Here is a 19,838-nt window from a genome sequence, read left to right as displayed (position 1 = left end):
GAAACGCGAGGGCAGACCATGAAGGCACGACCGACCGGCGTGATCCCGCCGATGACGACGCCGTTCCGGAAGGATGGCGAGATCGACTACACGCTTGTGGCGCCACAGGTCGATTGGATGATCGGCGCCGGCGCGCACGGCGTCGCAGCCGGCGGCTCGACCGGCGAGGGGCACACGCTCGATCACGAGGAATATCGCGACCTGATGGAGGCGACGGTTGCGGCGGTGAAGGGGCGCATTCCCGTGATCGCCGGCATCATCGTCGATTCCACGCGCGATGCGATCCGCCGCGGCAAGCTGGTGCGCGACATGAATGTCGCCGCGCTCCAGGTCACGCCGGTGCATTATTTGTTCAAGCCGGACGACGAGGCGATGGTGGCGCATTTCCGCGCCATGGCTGATGAGACCGGCATGCCCATCATCATCTACAACGTGGTGCCGTGGTCGTATCTGTCGCCGGCGCTGCTGACGCGGATCATGACCGAGGTGCCGCTGGTGGTCGGCGTCAAGCAGAGCGCGGGGGACCTGAAGCTGTTCGCCGACCTCATGATGATGGCGCCTGACAAGCTGATCTACAGCGCGGTCGATGCGCTGATGTATCCGTCCTACACATTGGGGGCTCATGGCTCGATCGCCGCGATCCTGACCGCGGCGCCGCATGCCTCCGTCGCGCTGTGGGATGCGGTGAAGGCGGGTGATCATCCGCGCGCGCTCGACCTGCACAAGAAGCTGCTGACGCTGTGGAACGCTGTGATCGCCGATAATCTGCCGGCCTGCACGCGCTATGCGCAGACGCTGCAGGGCCTGCCCAGGACTTATCCGCGCGCGCCGATGCCGGAGGCCTCAAGCGCGCAGCAGGCGGCGATCCGCAAGGCGCTGGACGGGCTCGGCGCGTTGAACGGGCGCGTCGAGGCGGCTGAATAGTCCACGCCCTGAAATTAGTGGTGAACATGGCAGCGCCGATCCGCTTTTACCTGCGGATGCGGCGCTGCTACATTTTGTGCGCGCTCCGATGCGCACGGCGCTAGCTGTGAAGAAACATACCGACAAGGGGAGGGGCCGAAAGTCCCATGAAGGATTTTGCAGGAAAGATCGCCGTCATCACCGGGGGCGGCACGGGAATGGGACGCGAGCTCGCGCGGCAGCTCGTCGCCGAGGGCTGCAATGTCGCGATGTGCGACGTCTCGGAAGCCGCGCTGGCCGAGACCAAGCGGCTGTGCGAGGTGGAGAAGCTGCCGCAGGGCTTGCGCGTCACGACCCATGTCGCCGACGTCTCGATCGAGGATCATCTCAAGCGATTCCGCGACGAGCTCGCCGAGCAGCAGAAGACCGACCGGATCCATCTTCTGTTCAACAACGCCGGCATCGGTGGCGGCGGCAGCCTGTTCACCAACACCCGCGAGCAGTGGGAGCGCACCTTCAACATCTGCTGGGGCGGGGTCTATCTCGGCGTCCGCACCTTCCTGCCGATGCTGGTCGCGGCGGACGAGGCCCACATCGTCAACACCGCGAGCGTCAACGGCTTCTGGGCCTCGATCGGCATGAACCAGTCCCACACCGCCTACAGCTCGGCGAAGTTCGCCGTGAAGGGGTTTACCGAAGCGCTGATCAACGACCTCCGCCTGCACGCGCCGCACGTCAAATGCTCGGTGGTGATGCCCGGCCATATCGGCACCTCGATCGTCTCCAATTCGCGCAAGGTGCAGAGCGCCGACGGCTCGGAGCGGCTCAACGCCGACGAGGTCGCGCTGACCCGCAAGCGCATGGTCGCGGCCGGCGTGCCGGATGCCGACAAGATGGCGGACGAGGACATCCAGGCGGCGTTCGCCGAGCGCGCCCGCAGCTTCCTCGAGGACGCGCCGACGACGGCGGCACAGGCCGCCAGGATCATCCTCGACGGGGTCAAGGCGGAGCAATGGCGCATTCTCGTGGGCGAGGATGCAAAGCGCCTCGACGAGCGCGTGCGCGCCACACCGGAGCAGGCCTACGAAAGATCCTTCTACGAAAGTTTTACGCAGGAGGTCGGCTGGCGTCTCGGCTGAGGCGGCCGCCGAGCGCGCGCGAATATAGGTATGATGAGCATCATGGCAAGAGGCGCGCAGGCAATTTCGCGTGCCACCTCTTGCCAGTTCGCTGCCGGCGTTTCTGCCAGTGTTCGGCCACTCATGACGAATTGGAATGTCACGCATGCGACACGCCCCATTCGTTCAAGCGATGGTGATGTCGAACGGCTCTCATTCGGCGCACGGCAGCTTGGTCAGGGAACCAAAATAGTTTACTCAACATGTGTAAGGCGATGACCAGAGCGTAGCTCACGATGATACCCGCATGCCTCTCCGACGACTGGATCCTTTGCCCGGAGCGAGAGGACATCTCCGCTGAGTTCACGAGGCTCCTGACCGCGGCCCAGGAGGGCGGCGCCACGATCGCCGAATGCCTGATGATCGCGCGGCAGCTGAAGCGGGGCGAAGACCAGTCCTGGCATCGCGAGTGGAAGAAGCTGGCGCAGGCCAATCGGCATCGTGCCGAGGCCGCGTTCGCGGAAGGTCACAGGGCGACCGCGCAGCGCAACTGGCTCCGCGCCATGAATTACTACAGCGCGGCCGCAATGCCGCTCGATCAAGCGGACGAGCGCCGCTGGGTCGCGGTCCTCGCGATGCAGGATTGCGCCCGCCGCTTCCTCGCCGCGCGCGATCCGGCCGGCGAGGTCATGACGATCCCCTGGCTCGACGGACATTCGTTGCAGGGCTATTTCCTGCCCGCGTACGCGCCGTCGGAACGTGTGCGAGCTCCGACCGTGATCTGCATCGGCGAGCCCGGCCACCGCAAGGAGGAGTTTCTGTTCAAGCTCGCGCCGCACGCGCGCGAGCGCGGCTTCTCGCTGCTGGCGCTGGACCTGTTCGGCGACCAGCGCGACGATTGTCTCGACGCGCTGTTGCGCCGCCGGGATCTCGAGAGCGCGATCCCGTGCGTCATGGACTATCTGGAGACCTGCAGCGAGGTCGATTTCGAACGCGTCGCGATCGTCGCCGACGGCTGGGGCTCTTCCTTCGTGGCGCGCGCGGTGTTGCAGGAGCCGCGGCTTGCCGCCGCCGTCTGCGATGGCGGCCTGTGGGATCTGCACGAGCGGGCGTTCTTTGCCAGCCGATTCGCGATGAGCGACGTCAGCATCGTTCCGGTGCCGCACGCTCCGCTGATGGCCTCTAGCGCCGACTGTCCGGTGCTGATCACGCTCGGCGAGGACGGCTGGCTCAAGGCTGATCGGGCGCGTCAGATCGTCCAGACGTCCCGGCTCGGCCGTTCGGATGTCATGTTGAAGGTGTTCACCGCGGCCGAAACGGGCGCGGCGCAGGGCCATGCGGACAATCCGAGCCTCGCCAATGAATACATCTTCGATTGGCTCGAGTCGCGGCTCGGCGCCGCGGGGCGCATCTGAGGACGTCGCCTCAGAAGTCGAGGGTCAGGCGGACGCAGGCCTTTTCGAGACGGGTCTTCAACATCGCGAGCTTGGTGGTGAATTCCGTCAGCTCTTTCTCGTCGAACTCCTGGAACACGAATTCCCTGATCGTCTTGTACTGCTCGTTGAGGCTCGCCAGGTGCTTCTGCGTCTTCTCGGTCAGGGACAGCCGCACCACCCTCGCGTCGGTTGGCGAGGGGCGGCGGCGCAACAGGGCCTTCTTCTCGAGCAGCTTGGACTGGGTGGTGACGAACGACGGATCGACGTGGAGGAGTTTCGAGACGACGTTGACCGGAATGCCGTCGTCCTTGTCGAGGTCGGAGATCGCCATCAGGATCAGCCATTGCGGGCCGCTGATGCCGAGCGTTCTCGCCCAGAACTGACGCAGCTCCTCCAGATACATGTTGATCGACGATATCTCCCAGGTGAAGCGCCTGATGATATCCAGATTGCCGATGGAGCGGAGGCGCGCCCCTTCTTTCCTCGTCGCTGACACAGCGTCACTCCCGTGATCTGATTTGTATGCGGCCGGTGTCGTGCAAGCCATAGTCCACGCAAGCCTGCTCTGACGCAAGTGCAGAGCAGGGTAATTTCGTCACTAAAACTACAAAGATGATCAGCTCATGGAATCGCGTCGCCGTGGTGTTGCGCACTGGGCACAGGTTTGGGGAAACCACAAACCTGATCAAATAAGGTATTTTGATTAGTGAACGGCGCAGGCATATTGCGTCGTGACGGTGGGGGGTACTCGATCGTCCCGTTGCAGGTGGTTTGCTCACGGCCCTCGCGTCGAAAGAGGGTGTGTCCGAAAGCGCAAAGCGGCCGAGCGGATTTGAAAAACGGGGATCTGGGGGGCCTCACGGTCCGGTCTTCGTAACATGAGCAACTTGGAGGTTTTAATATGAAAGTGGTGAAGAGCCTTTTGCTCGGCACTGCGGCGGGTCTGATCGCCGTCGGCGGAGCTCAGGCGGCTGATCTTCCGGTCAAGGCCAAGGCGGTCGAGTACGTGAAGGTCTGCTCGCTCTACGGCGCGGGTTTCTATTACATCCCGGGCAGCGACACCTGCATCAAGCTGGGCGGCTATCTGCGTGCCGAAGTGGCGCTCAATGCCGGCGGCAATTACAGCGCCCAGTACAACAACGTCTTCGCGGCGAACAACCGCCTGACGAACTATTACTCGATGCGCGCTCGTGAAGATCTCAACATCGACACGCGCACCGCGACCGAGTACGGCGTTGTCCGCACTTATTTCGATGCGGTCTTCACCTGGACGACCGGCAACTATGTCGGCGCCGGTTCGGGAACGGGTGCCACCCAGTACAGCAGCACGCTCGGCGTCAACGCCGCAGGCACGGGTCTGATCGGGTCCAGCGGCGGGGCCATCAACGGCACCGACGGGGGGATCTCGGGCGGCGCGCTCGGCGTCTACTACGCCTTCATCCAGTTCGCCGGCTTCACCATGGGTAAGGCCGTGTCGCAGTTCGACGCGCCCTGGATCAACTATCCCGGCAACAACTTCGACCAGCTCGTCGGCGGCAGCGGCAGCACCAACGGTGTTGCCCAGTTCACCTACACCGCCGATCTCGGCCAGGGCGTGACGGCGATCGTCTCGGCCCAGGACCAGACGCAGGTCTTCCAGACCGCCCTCTGGAATACGGCCGGCATGTCCACCACCGGCGTCCTCGGCGGTGCCTACGGCTCCAACGATCTCGGCGGCACCCGCGCCCCCGATCTCGTCGGCACCCTCCGTGTCGACCAGGCCTGGGGCCTGTTCCAGGCCTCGGTCGCGGCGCACGACAACCATGTCGCCTATTACGGCGCGAGCGAAGCCACCGGTCATCCTGAAGACAAGTGGGGCTGGGCCGTCCAGCTGGCTCTGGGGATCAAGAACATCCCGACCGGCGCCGGGGACGTGATCAACATCTCGGGCGTCTACACCGACGGCGCGAGCCGCTACAACTTCCAGGAGCTGGCAGCGACCAACTACTCGATGTTCGGCGGTTCGGGTGGCGCCTATCAGAGCATCGGCTTCGCCGGCGTGTCTGACGCGGTGTTCGCACCCGGCAGCGGCCTCGAGCTGACCAAGACCTACGGCTTCCGTGGTGCCTACACCCACAACTGGAGCCCGTACTGGAACTCGGCGCTCTATGGTGCGTGGGCTGCCGTCAACTACAGCGGCACGGCCAAGGGCATGATCTGCGGCAGCGCCGCGTTCGCGACCCTGACCGGCACCTGCAACCCGGACTTCAACATCGGCCAGATCGGTGTCATCACCCGCTGGACCCCGGTCAAGAACCTGACCTTCTCGGCTGACTTCACCTACAGCCATCTTGATCAGAAGTACTCGGGCGTGATCACGACGCCGGCGCTCACCAGCGTTGCCAAGCCTGCAGCGGCCTATGAGCTGAAGGACCAGGACACCTACAGCCTGCTGGTTCGCGCCCAGCGCAACTGGTAAGCTCAAGACCTTCGAATATGACGCAGCCCCGGCGGGACACCGCCGGGGCTTTTTTTACGAGGCGAGCTTTTTGCGAAACGGGCGTTCGGAAAATCCCGCGGCCCGTGCGGGCGACGAAGACGAGCCATGCGATTCGATCGGCCCAAATTTATTTACTTACCTGAGTTACTAAGCTATATAGTTATCAGCCGATGACGAAAGTTGCGGCTCTGACTTGATGCTAAACCTCCAGAAACCTCCGGCAATGCCCTGCCGGAGGTTTTTCGTTTTGGGACACGGCTTCAGGACTCGCCTCCAGGACTCGGCTTAGCCGCGCATGACGCGTGCGCGGGAATTCGGCCGGTAGGCGAGGCGGCTGTGGCCGGCGCAATAGGACTGGCCGTCGGGCGCGGAGTTGCCGCAGAAGCAGAAATCGTCCGCGCCGGGCGTCGAGATTGGCCAGCGGCAGCGGTTCTCGGCAAGCTCGAGCAGCGAGCAGCGATTGGCGTCGTCGATCGGAGCGGCGACCATCGGCGCACCGGTCTGGCCGTAGATCGTGGCGAGCATCTCGTATTGCAGGCGCGGAACGGTCCGCGATGTGCGCGCAGGCGCCAAGCCCCTGTCCTGAACCTTGCGGTCGTCGATGGTCCGGCCGCGCGTCAGATTGAGGCGGGACAGTTTGCCGATCACGGCATTGCGGCTGACGCCGATGTCGGCGGCGATCTCGCGACAGGAGAGGCCGGCCTCGAAATGCTGCTTCAGAAGTTCGATGCGTTCGTCGGTCCAGGTGGGTGAGAGAACAGGCATTGTAACGGTCCCAGGTTGCAGATGTCGGCCATCCGCCTCTCGAGATCCGTCCGCCTCACGTTCGGCGCGCGCTCACGTCCTGCCATTGTCGCGAATCGACAAAAGCCCGTCCTTGATGGCGAGACGAATGCCTTCCTCGATCAAGGTACGTGCGACGCCGGGAACGCTGGTGCCGTGGGTGCCCTGTCTCACCAGCTTCTCCAGATAGGTGATGGTCGAGAGCGCCAAGGTTACGGGAATGCGGTCAGTCTCGGCTTTTTCGGTGGCCATGGACGAACGCTAGCCTCTTACTCGGGTACATAAAAGTAACGATTAAGACTCTATTTAGGTTTGGCGGCGGAAGTCAAATGCAGCGTGCGGCGACTGTTCAGCCTGTTGGAATCGCGGGGGAAATCAGGCGTGACAAGGCACGCCGCGCGAGAAGGCAGGCCGCGGCGCGGCATCGACAGGTCAGGCGTGGCAGGTCGGCTCAGCCGTGCACGATCGCCTTTTCGATCATGCAATGGATGCCCTTGGAGCCGTTGACGGTCTGGGTCACCCGCAGATCGGCCGCCAGGCTGCACAGCGTATAGGCGTCCTCGCGCGACAAATTGCGCCTCTCGCCGAGCAAGACGATCATGTCGCGCAGCGCCCGCACCACGCACTGGTCGAGGTCGGGGTCCATCGCCATGGTCATGTAATGCGTCGCCGTCTCGCCGCGGGGATAGTCGAGCCTGAGGTCCTTGCGCAGCGTCAGACGGAAGCGGCCCTGGAGTGCGGTCTCGATCGCGGTGACGCAGACCTCGCCGTCGCCCTGCACGCCATGGCCGTCGCCGCAGGAGAACAGCGCGCCCGGGACGAACACCGGCAGGTACAGCGTCGCGCCGGCGCCAAGCTCCTTGTTGTCGAGATTGCCGCCCATGGCGCGCGGGACCAGCGAGGAGATGCGGCCCCAGGCCGGCGGCGGCGAAACGCCCATCACGCCGAAGAACGGTTTGAGCGGCAGGTCGAGCCCCCACGGCATGCGGGCGACCATCCGTGACCGGTCGAGCGGGATGTTCAGGATGCGCGTCTCGTGGAAATCGTCGGGCAGGGTGCCGGACAGCGGCTTGATCATGTTCCAGCCCCAATCCTGCCGGAGCTGGACGTCGAGGATCTCGACCGCGAGGACGTCGCCGGGCTCGGCCCCCTCGACCGCGATCGGGCCGGTGAGGATATGGCCGGGCAGCATGCGCTCGTTCTTGGCATGAACCGCGTGCATCTCGGGCGGAATGTGAAACTTGCTACCGTCGGGCAGCATGTCCGGACCGCCGCTGATGGTGTCGACCGTGACCTCGTCGCCGCTCGCGATGGTGAGGACGGGCTTGAGGGCGGCTTCGAAGAAGCCCCAATGACAGGTCTCGGGGCTGGAATGCAGGTGGTGATGGGTCATTGGCCGCCTCTGGTCGGTTGTCTCTGAGCTTCCCATGTGCGACGGCCGGGCTTGACCAGGCAATCGATCCTCTTCCAAGAAGCTTTCTGAAGATCGACGGGCGGGTCAAGCCCGCGCGCACCAGTCACGATCATTCCAGCGAGGCTCCCCTGCTTTTTGTCCTGTCCAAGACCCTCGGCACTGCGGTGCTGCCGATCAACTTGATGATCGAGCTCGGGATCGTCTCGGTGGTCCTGATGGCGACGCGCTTTGCCGCATTCGGCCGCAAGCTCGCCGCGGCCACGCTGATCCTGCTGGCGCTCGCCGCGTTTTCGCCGCTCGGCAACCTTTTGCTCTATCCGCTGGAGTCGCGTTTTCCGCCGTGGGATCCGTCGCGCGGCGCGCCCGACGGCATCATCGTGCTCGGCGGCTCTGTCGACACCGATCTGTCGGCGGCGCACCGCACACCAGTCGTCGCGCACGCGGCCGATCGCCTGTTTGCGCCGGCCGAGCTCGCGCGCCGCTATCCGAACACGCGGATTGTTTTCACCGGGGGCACCGCGAACCTGGTTTCGACGGACTCCCGGGAGGCCGACTACGCCGCGCCGATCCTGGAGAATCTGGGCATCGCGAAGCAGCGCCTGATCCTCGAGCGCGACTCTCGCAACACCTACGAGAATGCCATCTTCACCAAACAATTGGTGGCGCCCAAACCGGGCGAACGCTGGCTCCTGGTCACGTCGGCCTTTCACATGCCGCGTTCGATGGGGATCTTTCGCAAGGCGGGGTTTGACGTCGAAGCCTATCCCGTGGACTGGCGAATGGGCGGGCGTGATGATCTCTTCTCTTTCACCAAAGTCGGCGCGGACGGGCTCGGCCGAACCGAGGTCGCCGTGCGCGAATGGATCGGGCTCGTCGCCTACCGCCTGATGGGCCGGACTGGCGAGTTGCTCCCGGGACCGGCGAAGGACTAGAACCGTTCAAGAACAATAACAGCGCCGGCGCGCGACTGCCGGCCGGAGGACGCCATGCAACAGCAGAGTGCAGACAGCATCGATCTTGCCGGCCTCGTCGCCGATCTCAACGGCCTGCTGCGGCTGAAGACCACAGTGATCGGCATGAAGCTGTTCGCGCGCACCGCGGACATGGAGGCAATCCCGAAAATCCGGCGGCCGAACGCGGTCCACACCACCGACCAGATCGTCAGCATGGCGGCGCGTCTGGGCTGGACCGTCGGCATCACGGCCGACGATCTCGTCGGCGCACAGTGCCGCGCGGTGATCGGCCTTGCACCGCAGGACGAGAAATGGCTCGCGGGCGAAAACTATGTCGGGGTCTGGCACGGCACGGCCGAGGACGCGCGCAAGCGCCAGGAGGCGCTGGACGTGGTTCCGTTCGGGCAATATCAGGCGCTCGCAGTCAGCCCGCTGGCGAGCGGCCGGCTCGACCCGCCTGACATCTGTCTCGTCTATGCGACGCCGGGGCAGATGATCATCCTGATCAACGGGCTGCAATATACCGGCTACAAGAAGTTCGAATGGGGCGTGGTCGGCGAGACCGCTTGCGCCGATTCCTGGGGCAGGGCGCTCAAAAGCGGTGAGCCCAGCCTGTCCTTGCCATGCTATGCCGAACGGCGCTATGGCGGCGTGCCGGACGAGGAGATGCTGATGGCCCTGAAGCCGGAACATCTCGCCAAGGCGGTTGTGGGCATGAAGGCGCTGGCGAAGAACGGCCTGCGTTATCCGATCCCGCCCTACGGGATTCAAAGCGACGTCCGTGCCGGCATGGGCGTGAGCTACGCGAAGAAGTAAAGTAAAGGCCGACCATGAGCTCTGCGAAATTCGACATCGTCGTCTATGGCGCGACCGGTTTTACCGGCCAGCTCGTCGCCGAATACCTGACCCAGCATTACAAGAGCGACCATTCGCTCAAATGGGCGATGGCGGGCCGCAGCCTCGGCAAGCTGAAATCGGTGCGCGATGCGATCGGCGCACCCGGGAATACAGAGCTTATTGTCGCGGATGCGTCGGACCCGGCCTCGCTGAAGGCGATGGCGGAACGGACGATGTCGGTGATCACCACCGTCGGCCCGTATCAGTTCTATGGTGAGGAACTGCTCGCCGCCTGCGTCGCCACCGGCACGGACTATTTCGATCTCTGCGGCGAGCCGATCTGGATGCGCCAGATGATCGACAAGTACGAGACGGCTGCGAAAGAGAGCGGCGCGCGGATCGTGTTTTCGTGCGGCTACGATTCCGTGCCGTTCGAGCTCGGCACGTTCTTCGTCCAGGAAGAGGCCAAACGTGTCTTCGGCGCGCCGGCCCCGCGGGTGAAAGGGCGTGTGCGCGACATGCGCGGCACGCTCTCGGGCGGCACCGCCGCGAGCGCGAAGGCGACCTTCGATGCGGTGGCCAAGGATCTCAGCCTTGTCGCCATCCTCAACGACCATTTTGCGCTGACGCCCGGCTTCACCGGCCCGAAGCAGCCGAAAGGCAACAGGCTGGCCTTCGAGGAGGATCTGCAATCGTGGGCGGCGCCGTTCACCATGGCGCTGATCAACACGCGCAACGTTCACCGCTCCAACATGCTGATGGGATTCCCCTACGGCCAGGACTTCATCTACGACGAGATGGTCCTGACCGGTCCCGGCGAGAAGGGCGAGGCCAACGCCAAGCTCGTGATGGCTGCCAATGCGGGCAAGACCGGCCCCGACGCACCGAAGCCGGGCGAGGGGCCGTCGAAGGAAGAGCGTGAAAGCGGTCTGTTCGATCTGCTCTATATCGCGATCGCACCTGATGGCCGCATGGTCCGCGCCGGCGTCACCGGCGACCGCGATCCCGGCTACGGCTCGACCTCGAAGATGATCTCCGAATGCGCCATCTGCATGCTGCGTGACACGACCGACGTCGCGGCCGGCTTCTGGACGCCGGGCGCGGCGATGCAGCACAAGCTGATCAAGCGGCTGGTCGAGAACGCCGGGCTGACGTTCGAGGTGGAAGGCTAGGCGCTTTCTTCGCCTCTCCCCGCTTGCGGGGAGAGGCCGGGATTTGCGCAGCAAATTCCGGGTGAGGGGACTCTCCGCGAGTCCAACTCTCACCGCTTTCGCGGAAGCAGCCCCTCACCCCAACCCTCTCCCCGTAAGAACGGGGCGAGGGAGAGAAAGAAGCTACACAGCCCGCGCGTCATACGCGTACATGAAATCCATGCTCTTTGCGCCCAGCGGCAGCAGCCACTTCATCATCTGGTTGCGGATCCACGCGCCAGTGGCGCTGAATTCGCGCTTGTTGTTGCCGTTGCGGCGGGCCATGGCGACGATCTTTTCCGTGCGCGGGCGCCGTTCGGCCTCGAAGGCCTGGAAGGTGGCGCCGAGCTCCTGGCCTTGCTGCATCAACCGGGCGAGCCGCATCGCATCCTCCAGCGCGAGCGAGGCGCCCTGGCCGGCATGGGGGCTGGTCGCATGGGCGGCATCGCCGATCAGCAGCGAGCGCTTGCGCGACCAGGTCGGCAGGGTGGCGACGTCGAGCGTGTCGGTGACCACGATGTTCTCGGCTGCCTCGATGATGCCAGGGATCGGATCGTGCCAGCCGCGGTGGAAGCCGCGCAGGTGCTGCTTCAGCGTTGCACGGTCGAGCGCGCGAAACATCGCCGCGTCCATGCCGTGCGCCGGCTGCGTGCTCCACCACATCACGCCGTCGTTCGGATCGGGACTGCAATAGCCGTAGCCGAAGAAGCCGCTCTGCCCGAACGTGGTCTCGACGTGACGGCCGATCGGCCGGCCGTCGAGGACGGCGTGCGGCACGAAACCGCCGAAGCCGATCAGTCCGGTGTCGAACGGTTGCGGCCCGTCGGGCACCACTTGGCGCCGCGCCACCGAGTGCACGCCGTCGGCGCCGATCAGGAAGTCGCCTTCAGCCGTGGTGCCGTCGGCGAAGTAGGCGATGATCGGCTGGTCGCCGCGATCCTCGATCTTGATCAGGCGCTTCTCGAAATAGAGTGAAACGCACGCGCACCAGGCCTTGTCGATCAGCATCTCGTTCAGCGTGGCGCGGCAGACATTGACCGCGGGCTGGCCGAAACGGCGCGCCATGTCGCGATTGATCGAGCCGAGCCGCTCTCCGGCTTGCGAATAGAAGTCGAACGATTCCGCGATCGAGCCGCGGCTGATCAGCTCGTTCGAAAGGCCGATCTCGTCCATGACCTGCATGCCGTTCGGCGCGATCTGAAGGCCGCCGCCGATGCCTTTCGAATAGGGCCAAGCCTCGTAGATGGCGGACTCGATGCCGGCGCGGCGCAGCAGGATCGCCGTCACGGGGCCGGCGATGCCGGCGCCGATGATCAGGGCCTTTCGGGGACGATAGGACATGGCTTGCTCCCGACGTTTCCGTGGTGCTATGAGAATTACGGTTGCTAAATCTCTTAGTTGCTAAGATATCTACCCACTAAGATACGAGGTCTGCCTTGTCAAGGACGAAAGCGCGCGCCGCGCTGCTGCAGGAGCTCGAGGAGGCGATGCGCAGGTCGTCCGCGCAGGGCGTGCTCTATGGCCAGACCGTTGCGAACGTCGCCGGAATTGCCAATTCCGACCTCGAATGCATGGACATCCTGTATCTCGAAGGCCGTGTCACCGCCGGCCGGCTCGCCGAAGTCACGGGGCTCACGACGGGGGCCATTACGGGCGTGGTCGACCGGCTCGAAAAGGCAGGCCTGGTGCGTCGTGAGCGCGACGATGCCGACCGTCGCAAGGTCTTCATTGCCGTCGTGCCGGAGGCGATAGAGAGGCTCGGCCAGTTCTACGTGCCGATGCAGCAGGCAATGGAGAAGGTTTTTGGCAGCTATTCCGACCAGGAATTGCGCCTGCTGCTGCGCTTCGCCAATGAGGGTTATAAGGGCGTGCTGGCGGCGACCGCGGCGCTGAAGGGCCTGCTCGACACGCCGCCGGAGAAACGCCCCGATCTCAAGCTGAAGAAGCTTCGTCGCCAGCCCTAGACTTGTAGATCTGCGCGGCCGCGATCATGCCCCACATCGCGCCCAGCATCATCCAGAAGTGCCGCCAGTGGTCGGTGTCGATCACAAAACTTTCGCCAACGGTGCCGACGAAGGCGGAGAACACTGCGAGATAAGCGCGCTGCCAGGGCACCGGCACGAAGATGTGCCTGACACCCATGATGACCGTCGTGAAGACCAGCGCGGGATAGCAGATGCCGGACAGCCAGCCGCCCGACATGAAGGCGTTGAGATAGGAATTGTGGGTGTCCTCGGGGAAGAAGCGGTGAAATTGCAGAGGGCCGATGCCGAACGGCAGGTCGAGCGCCATCTCCGCTCCCAGGATGTGCCGGCCGAACCGGCCGAACCTGCCTTCGTCATAGCTCTGGTCGAAGCTCGCGCGTTGCTTGAACATCTCGGCGGTGGAGTCGAACGACATCAACACGGCGATCAGCGCGAGGCCCAGCACCGCGGCCAGGATGGCCATGACGATGATGCGCGAGCGCTGCGCGTTGGTGCGGCTGGTCAGCACCATCAGCGCCAGCATGAAGGCGGATGTCAGCACCAGCCCACCCCAGGCGGCCCGGGAGAACGCGAGCAGGATCGCCAGCGACATGATGCCGAAGGCGATGACGTTGCGGAACGCCTTGCCGAACTTGTCGGAGACGACGCTCTGCAGCGAGAACAATGCCGGCAGGATCAGGAAGGCGCCGAGCACGTTCGGGTCCTTGAAGGTGCCGCGCGCGCGTCCGTACAGTGTGAGGAGGTCATCGCCGCCGGGAACGAGGTGGAAGTAGCCGGCGACCGCCAACAGCGAAGCGACCATCGCGCCGACCACGAGCCCGCGGCGGAGCATGTCGAGCCGGGCCGCGGTGTCCTCCGACGTGACCATGGCGAAGAACACGACGGTCACCGCCATGTACCAGGAGGTCGCAATCCAGCTCACCACCTCGGACTGCTCGAACAGCGGGATCGCGCTGATCGTGTAGCCGATATTGAGCAGGACCAGCATCAGCACCAGCGGCATCAGAGCGAGCCGCAGACGCAGGCCGGTGGCGAAGAAGGTGACGGTGGCCAGCAGCGTCACGATCTCGTAGGGGCTCGGCTCGATGAAGACGATCGCGCCGGAGGCGCCGACCAGCCAGACCAGCGCGCGCTGGAGGGCCAGCACGCCGGGCGCAGCGCGAACCGCTGCATTCATCTCCCCGGCTGTTGCCGCATACGCCATCATACGCTCATACGTTTACGCAACTGGTACGCTCACAAATACCGCTGTCATCGCCCGGCTTGACCGGGCGATCCAGTACTCCGCGGCGTCTATTGCGGACTCGGCTGGCGCCGCGGCGTACTGGATGCCCCGGTCAAGCCGGGGCATGACAGAAAAGATCAACTCAATACGCGTTCTCGTTTTTGGTCAGCAGCGAGATCGGCGTCTTCAGCAGAATGACGAGATCGAACAGCACCGACCAGTTCTCGATGTAATAGAGGTCGAACTCGACGCGTTTCTGGATCTTCTCTTCATTGTCGATCTCGCCACGCCAGCCGTTGATCTGGGCCCAGCCGGTGATGCCGGGCTTGACCCGGTGGCGGGCGAAATAGCCGTCGACGGCTTCGTCGAACAGGCGGCTCTGCAGCTTGCCCTGCACCGCATGCGGACGCGGGCCGACCAAAGAGAGATCGCCGGAGAAGACCACGTTGAAGAGCTGCGGCAGCTCGTCGAGGCTGGTCTTGCGGATGAAGCGGCCGACGCGGGTGACGCGCGAGTCGTTCTTGGTCACGACCTTCGAGGCCGTCGGATCCGCCTGATGATGGTACATCGAGCGGAACTTGTAGACGTCGATGCGCTCGTTGTTGAAGCCGAAGCGCTTTTGGCGGAACAGCACTGGGCCGGGGCTGTCGAGCTTCACGGCCAGCGCCACCAATCCCATCACCGGCAAGGCCACGAGCAGCGCGAGGGCGCCGACGACGCGGTCGAACAGCCATTTCATCACCAGGTCCCAGTCGGTGATCGGCGCCTCGAACACGTCCAGCGTCGGCACCTCGCCGATATAGGAATAGGAGCGGGGGCGGAAGCGCAGCTTGTTGGTGTGTGCGGAGAGGCGGATGTCCACCGGCAGCACCCAGAGCTTCTTCAGCATCTCCAGGATGCGCGTCTCGGCGGAGATCGGTAGCGCGAACAGCACCAGATCGACGCGGGTGCGGCGGGCGAACTCGACGATGTCGTCGACCTTGCCGAGCTTGCGCGCGCCGGCACAGGTGTCGAGCGCACGGCTGTCGTTGCGGTCGTCGAATACGCCGAGCACGTGGATGTCGGAATCCTCCTGCTCCTTCAGCGCCTCGACCAATTGCTCGCCGTTGCGGTCGGAACCGACGATGATGGTGCGGCGGTCGAGCCGGCCCTCGCGCCCCCAGGCGCGCACCAGCGAGCGCAGCACCAGACGCTCGCAGAGGAGCGCGGCGAGCCCGAGGACGTAAAAGGCGGCAAGCCACAGCCGCGATATTTCGCTGCCGAATTTGGCGAAGAAGGAGATGCCGATGAACAGCAGGAAGACGAACGACCAGGACGAGATCATCCGCGTCATCTGTCGGAGCTGACCGCGGAACAGCTGCACCTGGTAGATGTCGGCAGCCTGGAAGCAAATCACGGCGGAAACCGCGACGGCGATGACCTGCGCGGGATAGATCCAGCTGAAGGCGCCGGCGTGCGGCATCACATAGCCGAGATACAGGACGATGCCGACGAGGCTCAGCAGCGCGAAATCGGCGAGGCGTACGAAGCCGGTGATCACGATCGGTGAATAGGCGCGGGCGACCTTCTGGTTGACGACGTCGAGCGCGGCGGGCGAGAGCCGTTGACGCCGCTCCACAAAGGGCCGGTCAGCCGGCTTCGCCGCGGCGCTGGTCGCGGCATCGAGCATCGAGCGTGCGTTGAGCGGTTCCACGGGCGTCCACGTCCATTCCAAAAACCCGCGGGCCGCGTCCTTGCGCCTCGGGCGAGCATCCCCTGGCCCTTGGATTATCGGACAAATCGGAAGATTCTCTAAAGCGGCCTTAAGGATGGTTAATGATTGGCAAATGCGTCGCGATAGCCCGCGATCACGCCATCGACCATCGCCTGTTGGGAGAAATGCGCGGAGATGCGCTCGCGAAGGGACGAGGCGCGCTGCGCTGTTCCCTGCGGATTGTCGAGCGCAGTGGCAATCGCTTCCGCCATGGCCTCCGCGTTGCTGGGCGCAAACAGCGCCGGGTTCTCCGCGCCGAAAATCTCGGGAATTCCGCCAATCTTGGATGCGATCATCGGAATGCCGGCGGCACCGGCCTCGATCACGACATAGGGCATGGAATCGCCACGCGAGGGAACGACCAGCAGCCGCCCCTTGGAGAAGCCGTAACGTGCCTTGACGTGACCGATGAAGCGGATGGCGCTGGAGAGGCCGAGCCGCTCGACTTGCGCTTTCAGCGCCGCGGTCTCCTCGCCATCGCCGCCGAGCGTCAACGTGACCTTCTTGCCGCCCTCGTGCAGGCGCGCCACCGCGTCGACCAGCAGATCGGCGCCCTTGATGTGCCTGAACTCACCGACATAAGCGAGGTCGGTGGCATCGTCGGCCATGACGACAGGTTCGAATTCCTCCGGCGTCACGCCGTTGAAGACGCAATGCACCACGCCCTTCGGCTTGCCGACGATGCGCTGATAGGTGTCGCGGGCAAACGCGCTTTCGAACAGGAACAGGTCGGTCGCGTCCATCAGCGTACGCTCGAGCCGCGCGTAAAACTCGCCCTTGAGGGTGTTGAGGGGATAATGCAACGAGCCGCCATGCGGGGTGTAGATGCGGATGGTGTCGTCGGATCGTCGCCGCATCCGGATGAAAGCGCCGGCCTTGGCGCCGTGGCCATGCATGACGTTGGGCTTGAGCGTGGCGATCAGGCGCCGCAAGCGGAACCAGACCAGGACATCGTCGGGCGAGGGTTCGCGGCGGATCGCCATCCGGTGCACGCCGAGCTTCAGCCGCGGTGCGAGCTCGGCAAGGGCCTTGTCGGCACGCTCACCGCCGGTGAGACTGTCGGCGAGGATGCCGACATGATGGCCACGATCGACCTGGCCGTTGGCGACGTCGAGGATGTGGCGGAAGATGCCGCCGACCGGAGCGCGTACGGCGTGCAGGATGCGAAGCGGCTGGTCGGGAGAGGGGGGCATGATCAAAACCAGCGCTCGACGGCGAATGCTCGAACAATCTCACGAAATATCGAGACGGATTAAGAGCCCTCGTGGTTAACAAACGGTGACGGACATGCGTGTGCGAGGTGCGGCACGCCGCGATTAACCCAGCGGCAACCTTAATGGAGTGTAATCACCCCGGTTGAGGTAGGTTCGTGGCGTTGCGCCTGCGGGAGTGTTCGATGCGTTTAGCGTTCTGGCGTGCCGGCAAGGACAAGGCGGTGGTCGAGCGGGCTGTCTCGAAGGTCGCAGCCAAGCGGGCCGAACTCGAGCCCCGGATTGAAGCGAAGCCTGCGCCCATTGCTCCGCGGCCGGCGCCCGTCGAACCCGGCGACATCGACCTGCACGCGCTCGGTGCGGCATTGGCGCGCAAGCGCCGCTGGATCATTGTGCCGACGGTGCTGGCGCTCGTCGCGTCCATCGCGATCGTCAATCTCATCACACCGCGCTACAAGTCTGAATCCCGCATCCTGATCGACGGCCGCGAGAACGTGTTTCTGCGCCCCAACAGCGATCGCGCCGAGGAACGGCAGGCGCTCGACGCCGAAGCCGTCACCAGCCAGGTGCAGCTCGTGCTGTCGCGCGATCTCGCGCGCGAGATCATCAAGAAGAACAAGCTTGCGGAGCGGCCCGAGTTCGATCCGGTGCTGCAAGGCATTTCGCCGCTGAAATCGCTTGCGGCGCTGGTCGGCATCGGCCGCGATCCGTTCTCGATGACGCCGGAAGAGCGGGTGCTCGACGCCTATTACGAGCGCCTTCAGGCCTACGCCGTCGACAAGTCGCGTGTCATCGTGATCGAATTCCAGTCTGCCGATCCCGATCTCGCCGTGCGCGTCGCCAATTCGATCGCCGATGGCTATCTCGTGCTCCAGCAGGATGCGCGCCAGGATCAGGCCCGAAACGCCAGCCAGTGGTATGCCGGCAGGATCGACGAGCTGCGACGGAATGTCTCCGAAGCCGAAGCGAAGGCCGAGGACTTCCGCTCCAAGTCGAGCCTGTTCGTCGGCACCAACAACACGACACTGTCGAACCAGCAGATGGGCGAGGTCAACACTCAGCTCAACAATGCGCGCGCGCTCAAGGCCGATGCCGAGTCCAAGGCGCGCCTGATCCGCGAAATGATCCAGAGCGGCAAGCCGATCGAATCGTCGGAAATTTTGAACTCGGAATCGATGCGCACGCCTTCGCAGCAGCGCGTGGCGTTGCGGGCGCAGCTGGCCGAGCAATCCTCGACATTGCTTGGCAACCATCCGCGCATCAAGGAATTGAAGGCGCAGCTCGCCGATCTCGACACCCAGATCCGCGACGAGGCCGCCAAGCTCGCCCGCACGCTGGAAAACGACGCGCGCGCCGCCAGCGGCCGCGTTCAGGAATTGTCCGCAAGCCTCGAGCAGCTCAAGAAGCAGGCGACGGCCACCAACGGCCAGGACGTGCAGCTCCGCGCCCTCGAGCGTGAGGCCAAGGCACAGCGGGACCTGCTCGAAACCTATCTCGCGAAGTACCGTGAAGCCAACACCCGCGAGACCATCGACACCGCGCCGACGGATGGCCGCATCATCTCGCGCGCCGTCGTCTCGAACACGCCGGCCTATCCGAAGAAGCTGCCGATCGTGCTGATCGCGACGATCGCGACACTGCTGCTCTCGTCCGGCGTCGTCGTCACAGGAGAATTGTTGCGCCAGACTGCGCCCCGTGCGGTCGCGGTGTTCACGCCAGCGCTCACGCGGGCGTCGGCTCGCCAGGAACAAATCGTTCAACCGGCGGTCGTCGAGCCTTTCGTCGATCCGGTCCTCGATACAGTCATGGCAGAACCGGCGCCGCTTCAGCCGGAGATGACGGCCGATGCCGATGTCACCGAGTTCGCAGAGATCGAGCACCTGGCCGACAGCCTGCGCGCCGCCGGGGCCGTGGCGAAGAAAGTCACGGTGCTCGGCACCGCGAGCGGCGAAGCCATCACGCTGTCGACGCTGACATTGGCCCGGCATCTCGCGCGCGATGCGCGGGTCGTCGTGGTCGATCTCGCCGCGTCCTCGCCGACCATGGCCGCCGTGTCCGTCGATGCCTCGGCGCCCGGCCTTGCCGAACTGATGCAGGGCGAAGCGTCGTTCGCGCAGATCATCACCCGGGACAAGCTCTCGCGGCTGCATCTGGTCATGGCCGGCCGTCCCGGCTTCGATCGCAGCCTGTTGCAGTCGCCGCGCGTGACGCTCGCGATCGACGCGCTGCTGCGCGCCTACGACCACGTGCTGCTCGATGCCGGCAGTGCCTCCGACCTCCCGGCCGAGCTCCTGACGGCGAATGCCCGCGCCGTCGTGGTGCCCGACGCCACGATGGCGCCGGATGCGCGCGCACTGATGTGCGAGCAGCTCGGCGCCGTCGGCTTCAGCGAAGTGACGATGCTGAGCAGGTCCGTGCAGCCGTCGGACGCGAGGGACGCGCCGCGCGTCGTGGCGGCGTAGGCGTTTCTTACTCTCTCCGCGCGTGCCTCTCGCATTTTGATTTGCTGATACAACCCCTCATCCGGTGCTTCGCGCCACCTTCTCCCACA

At 64.6% G+C, this 19,838-nt stretch carries 17 protein-coding genes; 9 read left to right on the top strand and 8 right to left on the bottom strand.

All coding sequences use genetic code 11. From position 1 onward, the window contains the following. Positions 1-18: 18 nt before the first annotated feature. From BRA1417_RS0126010 to BRA1417_RS0126000, 3 genes are all read left to right on the top strand, one after another. Positions 19-924 (top strand): dihydrodipicolinate synthase family protein, encoded by a 906-nt coding sequence (locus BRA1417_RS0126010; RefSeq protein ID WP_027518314.1) that lies wholly within the window; start codon positions 19-21, stop codon positions 922-924. Between the two features lie 146 nt (positions 925-1,070). Next, positions 1,071-2,042 carry an SDR family oxidoreductase gene (locus tag BRA1417_RS0126005; protein WP_027518313.1) on the top strand — a complete coding sequence of 324 codons (972 nt, stop codon included), beginning with the start codon at positions 1,071-1,073 and terminating at the stop codon, positions 2,040-2,042. Between the two features lie 275 nt (positions 2,043-2,317). Continuing rightward, on the top strand, positions 2,318-3,436 hold the full coding sequence (locus BRA1417_RS0126000; protein ID WP_027518312.1) for a S9 family peptidase: 1,119 nt from the start codon (positions 2,318-2,320) through the stop codon (positions 3,434-3,436). 10 nt (positions 3,437-3,446) lie between these two features. On the opposite strand, the gene BRA1417_RS0125995 is transcribed toward BRA1417_RS0126000, so the two are convergent. Beyond that, a complete protein-coding gene (locus BRA1417_RS0125995) occupies positions 3,447-3,953 on the bottom strand; it encodes a MarR family winged helix-turn-helix transcriptional regulator (protein ID WP_027518311.1) in 507 nt (168 codons plus the stop codon). 405 nt (positions 3,954-4,358) lie between these two features. Between BRA1417_RS0125995 and BRA1417_RS0125990 the strand changes: the two genes are divergently transcribed. Continuing rightward, positions 4,359-5,915, top strand: a complete 1,557-nt coding sequence (locus BRA1417_RS0125990; protein ID WP_027518310.1) for a porin — start codon at positions 4,359-4,361, stop codon at positions 5,913-5,915. A gap of 306 nt (positions 5,916-6,221) precedes the next feature. On the opposite strand, the gene BRA1417_RS0125985 is transcribed toward BRA1417_RS0125990, so the two are convergent. From BRA1417_RS0125985 to BRA1417_RS0125975, 3 genes are all read right to left on the bottom strand, one after another. Next, positions 6,222-6,701 carry a GcrA family cell cycle regulator gene (locus BRA1417_RS0125985; protein WP_027518309.1) on the bottom strand — a complete coding sequence of 160 codons (480 nt, stop codon included), beginning with the start codon at positions 6,699-6,701 and terminating at the stop codon, positions 6,222-6,224. Positions 6,702-6,773: 72 nt separating this feature from the next. After that, positions 6,774-6,971: a hypothetical protein gene (locus tag BRA1417_RS0125980; RefSeq protein ID WP_007603456.1), complete on the bottom strand. Its 198-nt coding sequence runs from the start codon at positions 6,969-6,971 to the stop codon at positions 6,774-6,776. 199 nt (positions 6,972-7,170) lie between these two features. Continuing rightward, positions 7,171-8,112: an acetamidase/formamidase family protein gene (locus tag BRA1417_RS0125975; protein ID WP_027518308.1), complete on the bottom strand. Its 942-nt coding sequence runs from the start codon at positions 8,110-8,112 to the stop codon at positions 7,171-7,173. Positions 8,113-8,297: 185 nt separating this feature from the next. On the opposite strand from BRA1417_RS0125975, the gene BRA1417_RS0125970 reads away from it, so the two are divergent. Genes BRA1417_RS0125970 through BRA1417_RS0125960 form a run of 3 tightly spaced genes read left to right on the top strand, consistent with a single transcriptional unit; the run spans position 8,298 to position 11,095 of the window. Then, positions 8,298-9,065 (top strand): YdcF family protein, encoded by a 768-nt coding sequence (locus tag BRA1417_RS0125970; protein ID WP_035969538.1) that lies wholly within the window; start codon positions 8,298-8,300, stop codon positions 9,063-9,065. 54 nt (positions 9,066-9,119) lie between these two features. Next, complete coding sequence (locus tag BRA1417_RS0125965; protein WP_027518306.1) at positions 9,120-9,902, top strand: DUF169 domain-containing protein; 783 nt, start codon at positions 9,120-9,122, stop codon at positions 9,900-9,902. A gap of 14 nt (positions 9,903-9,916) precedes the next feature. Continuing rightward, on the top strand, positions 9,917-11,095 hold the full coding sequence (locus BRA1417_RS0125960) for a trans-acting enoyl reductase family protein (RefSeq protein WP_027518305.1): 1,179 nt from the start codon (positions 9,917-9,919) through the stop codon (positions 11,093-11,095). Between the two features lie 162 nt (positions 11,096-11,257). Here the strand turns inward: BRA1417_RS0125960 and BRA1417_RS0125955 are convergent, their stop codons facing one another. After that, positions 11,258-12,454: an FAD-dependent monooxygenase gene (locus BRA1417_RS0125955; RefSeq protein WP_027518304.1), complete on the bottom strand. Its 1,197-nt coding sequence runs from the start codon at positions 12,452-12,454 to the stop codon at positions 11,258-11,260. Between the two features lie 146 nt (positions 12,455-12,600). Between BRA1417_RS0125955 and BRA1417_RS0125950 the strand changes: the two genes are divergently transcribed. Continuing rightward, positions 12,601-13,077, top strand: a complete 477-nt coding sequence (locus BRA1417_RS0125950; RefSeq protein WP_051448502.1) for a MarR family transcriptional regulator — start codon at positions 12,601-12,603, stop codon at positions 13,075-13,077. Here the strand turns inward: BRA1417_RS0125950 and BRA1417_RS0125945 are convergent. The 3 genes from BRA1417_RS0125945 to BRA1417_RS0125930 all read right to left on the bottom strand — a co-directional run bounded on the left by BRA1417_RS0125945 (position 13,046) and on the right by BRA1417_RS0125930 (position 17,269). Further along, complete coding sequence (locus tag BRA1417_RS0125945; RefSeq protein ID WP_027518302.1) at positions 13,046-14,302, bottom strand: O-antigen ligase; 1,257 nt, start codon at positions 14,300-14,302, stop codon at positions 13,046-13,048. The genes BRA1417_RS0125950 and BRA1417_RS0125945 overlap by 32 nt on opposite strands. A 163-nt stretch (positions 14,303-14,465) precedes the next feature. Further along, entirely contained in the window at positions 14,466-16,016 is a 1,551-nt protein-coding gene (locus tag BRA1417_RS0125935; protein WP_027518301.1) for an undecaprenyl-phosphate glucose phosphotransferase, read from the bottom strand. 119 nt (positions 16,017-16,135) lie between these two features. After that, a complete protein-coding gene (locus tag BRA1417_RS0125930; RefSeq protein WP_027518300.1) occupies positions 16,136-17,269 on the bottom strand; it encodes a glycosyltransferase family 4 protein in 1,134 nt (377 codons plus the stop codon). A 203-nt stretch (positions 17,270-17,472) separates the two neighbouring features. Here BRA1417_RS0125930 and BRA1417_RS0125925 point away from each other — a divergent pair, with 203 nt between their 5' ends. Then, a complete protein-coding gene (locus tag BRA1417_RS0125925; protein ID WP_027518299.1) occupies positions 17,473-19,749 on the top strand; it encodes an exopolysaccharide transport family protein in 2,277 nt (758 codons plus the stop codon). Positions 19,750-19,838: the final 89 nt, after the last annotated feature.

Source organism: Bradyrhizobium sp. WSM1417, assembly GCF_000515415.1.
GTDB lineage: Bacteria > Pseudomonadota > Alphaproteobacteria > Rhizobiales > Xanthobacteraceae > Bradyrhizobium.
This window is presented reverse-complemented; position numbering and strand designations above follow the sequence as displayed.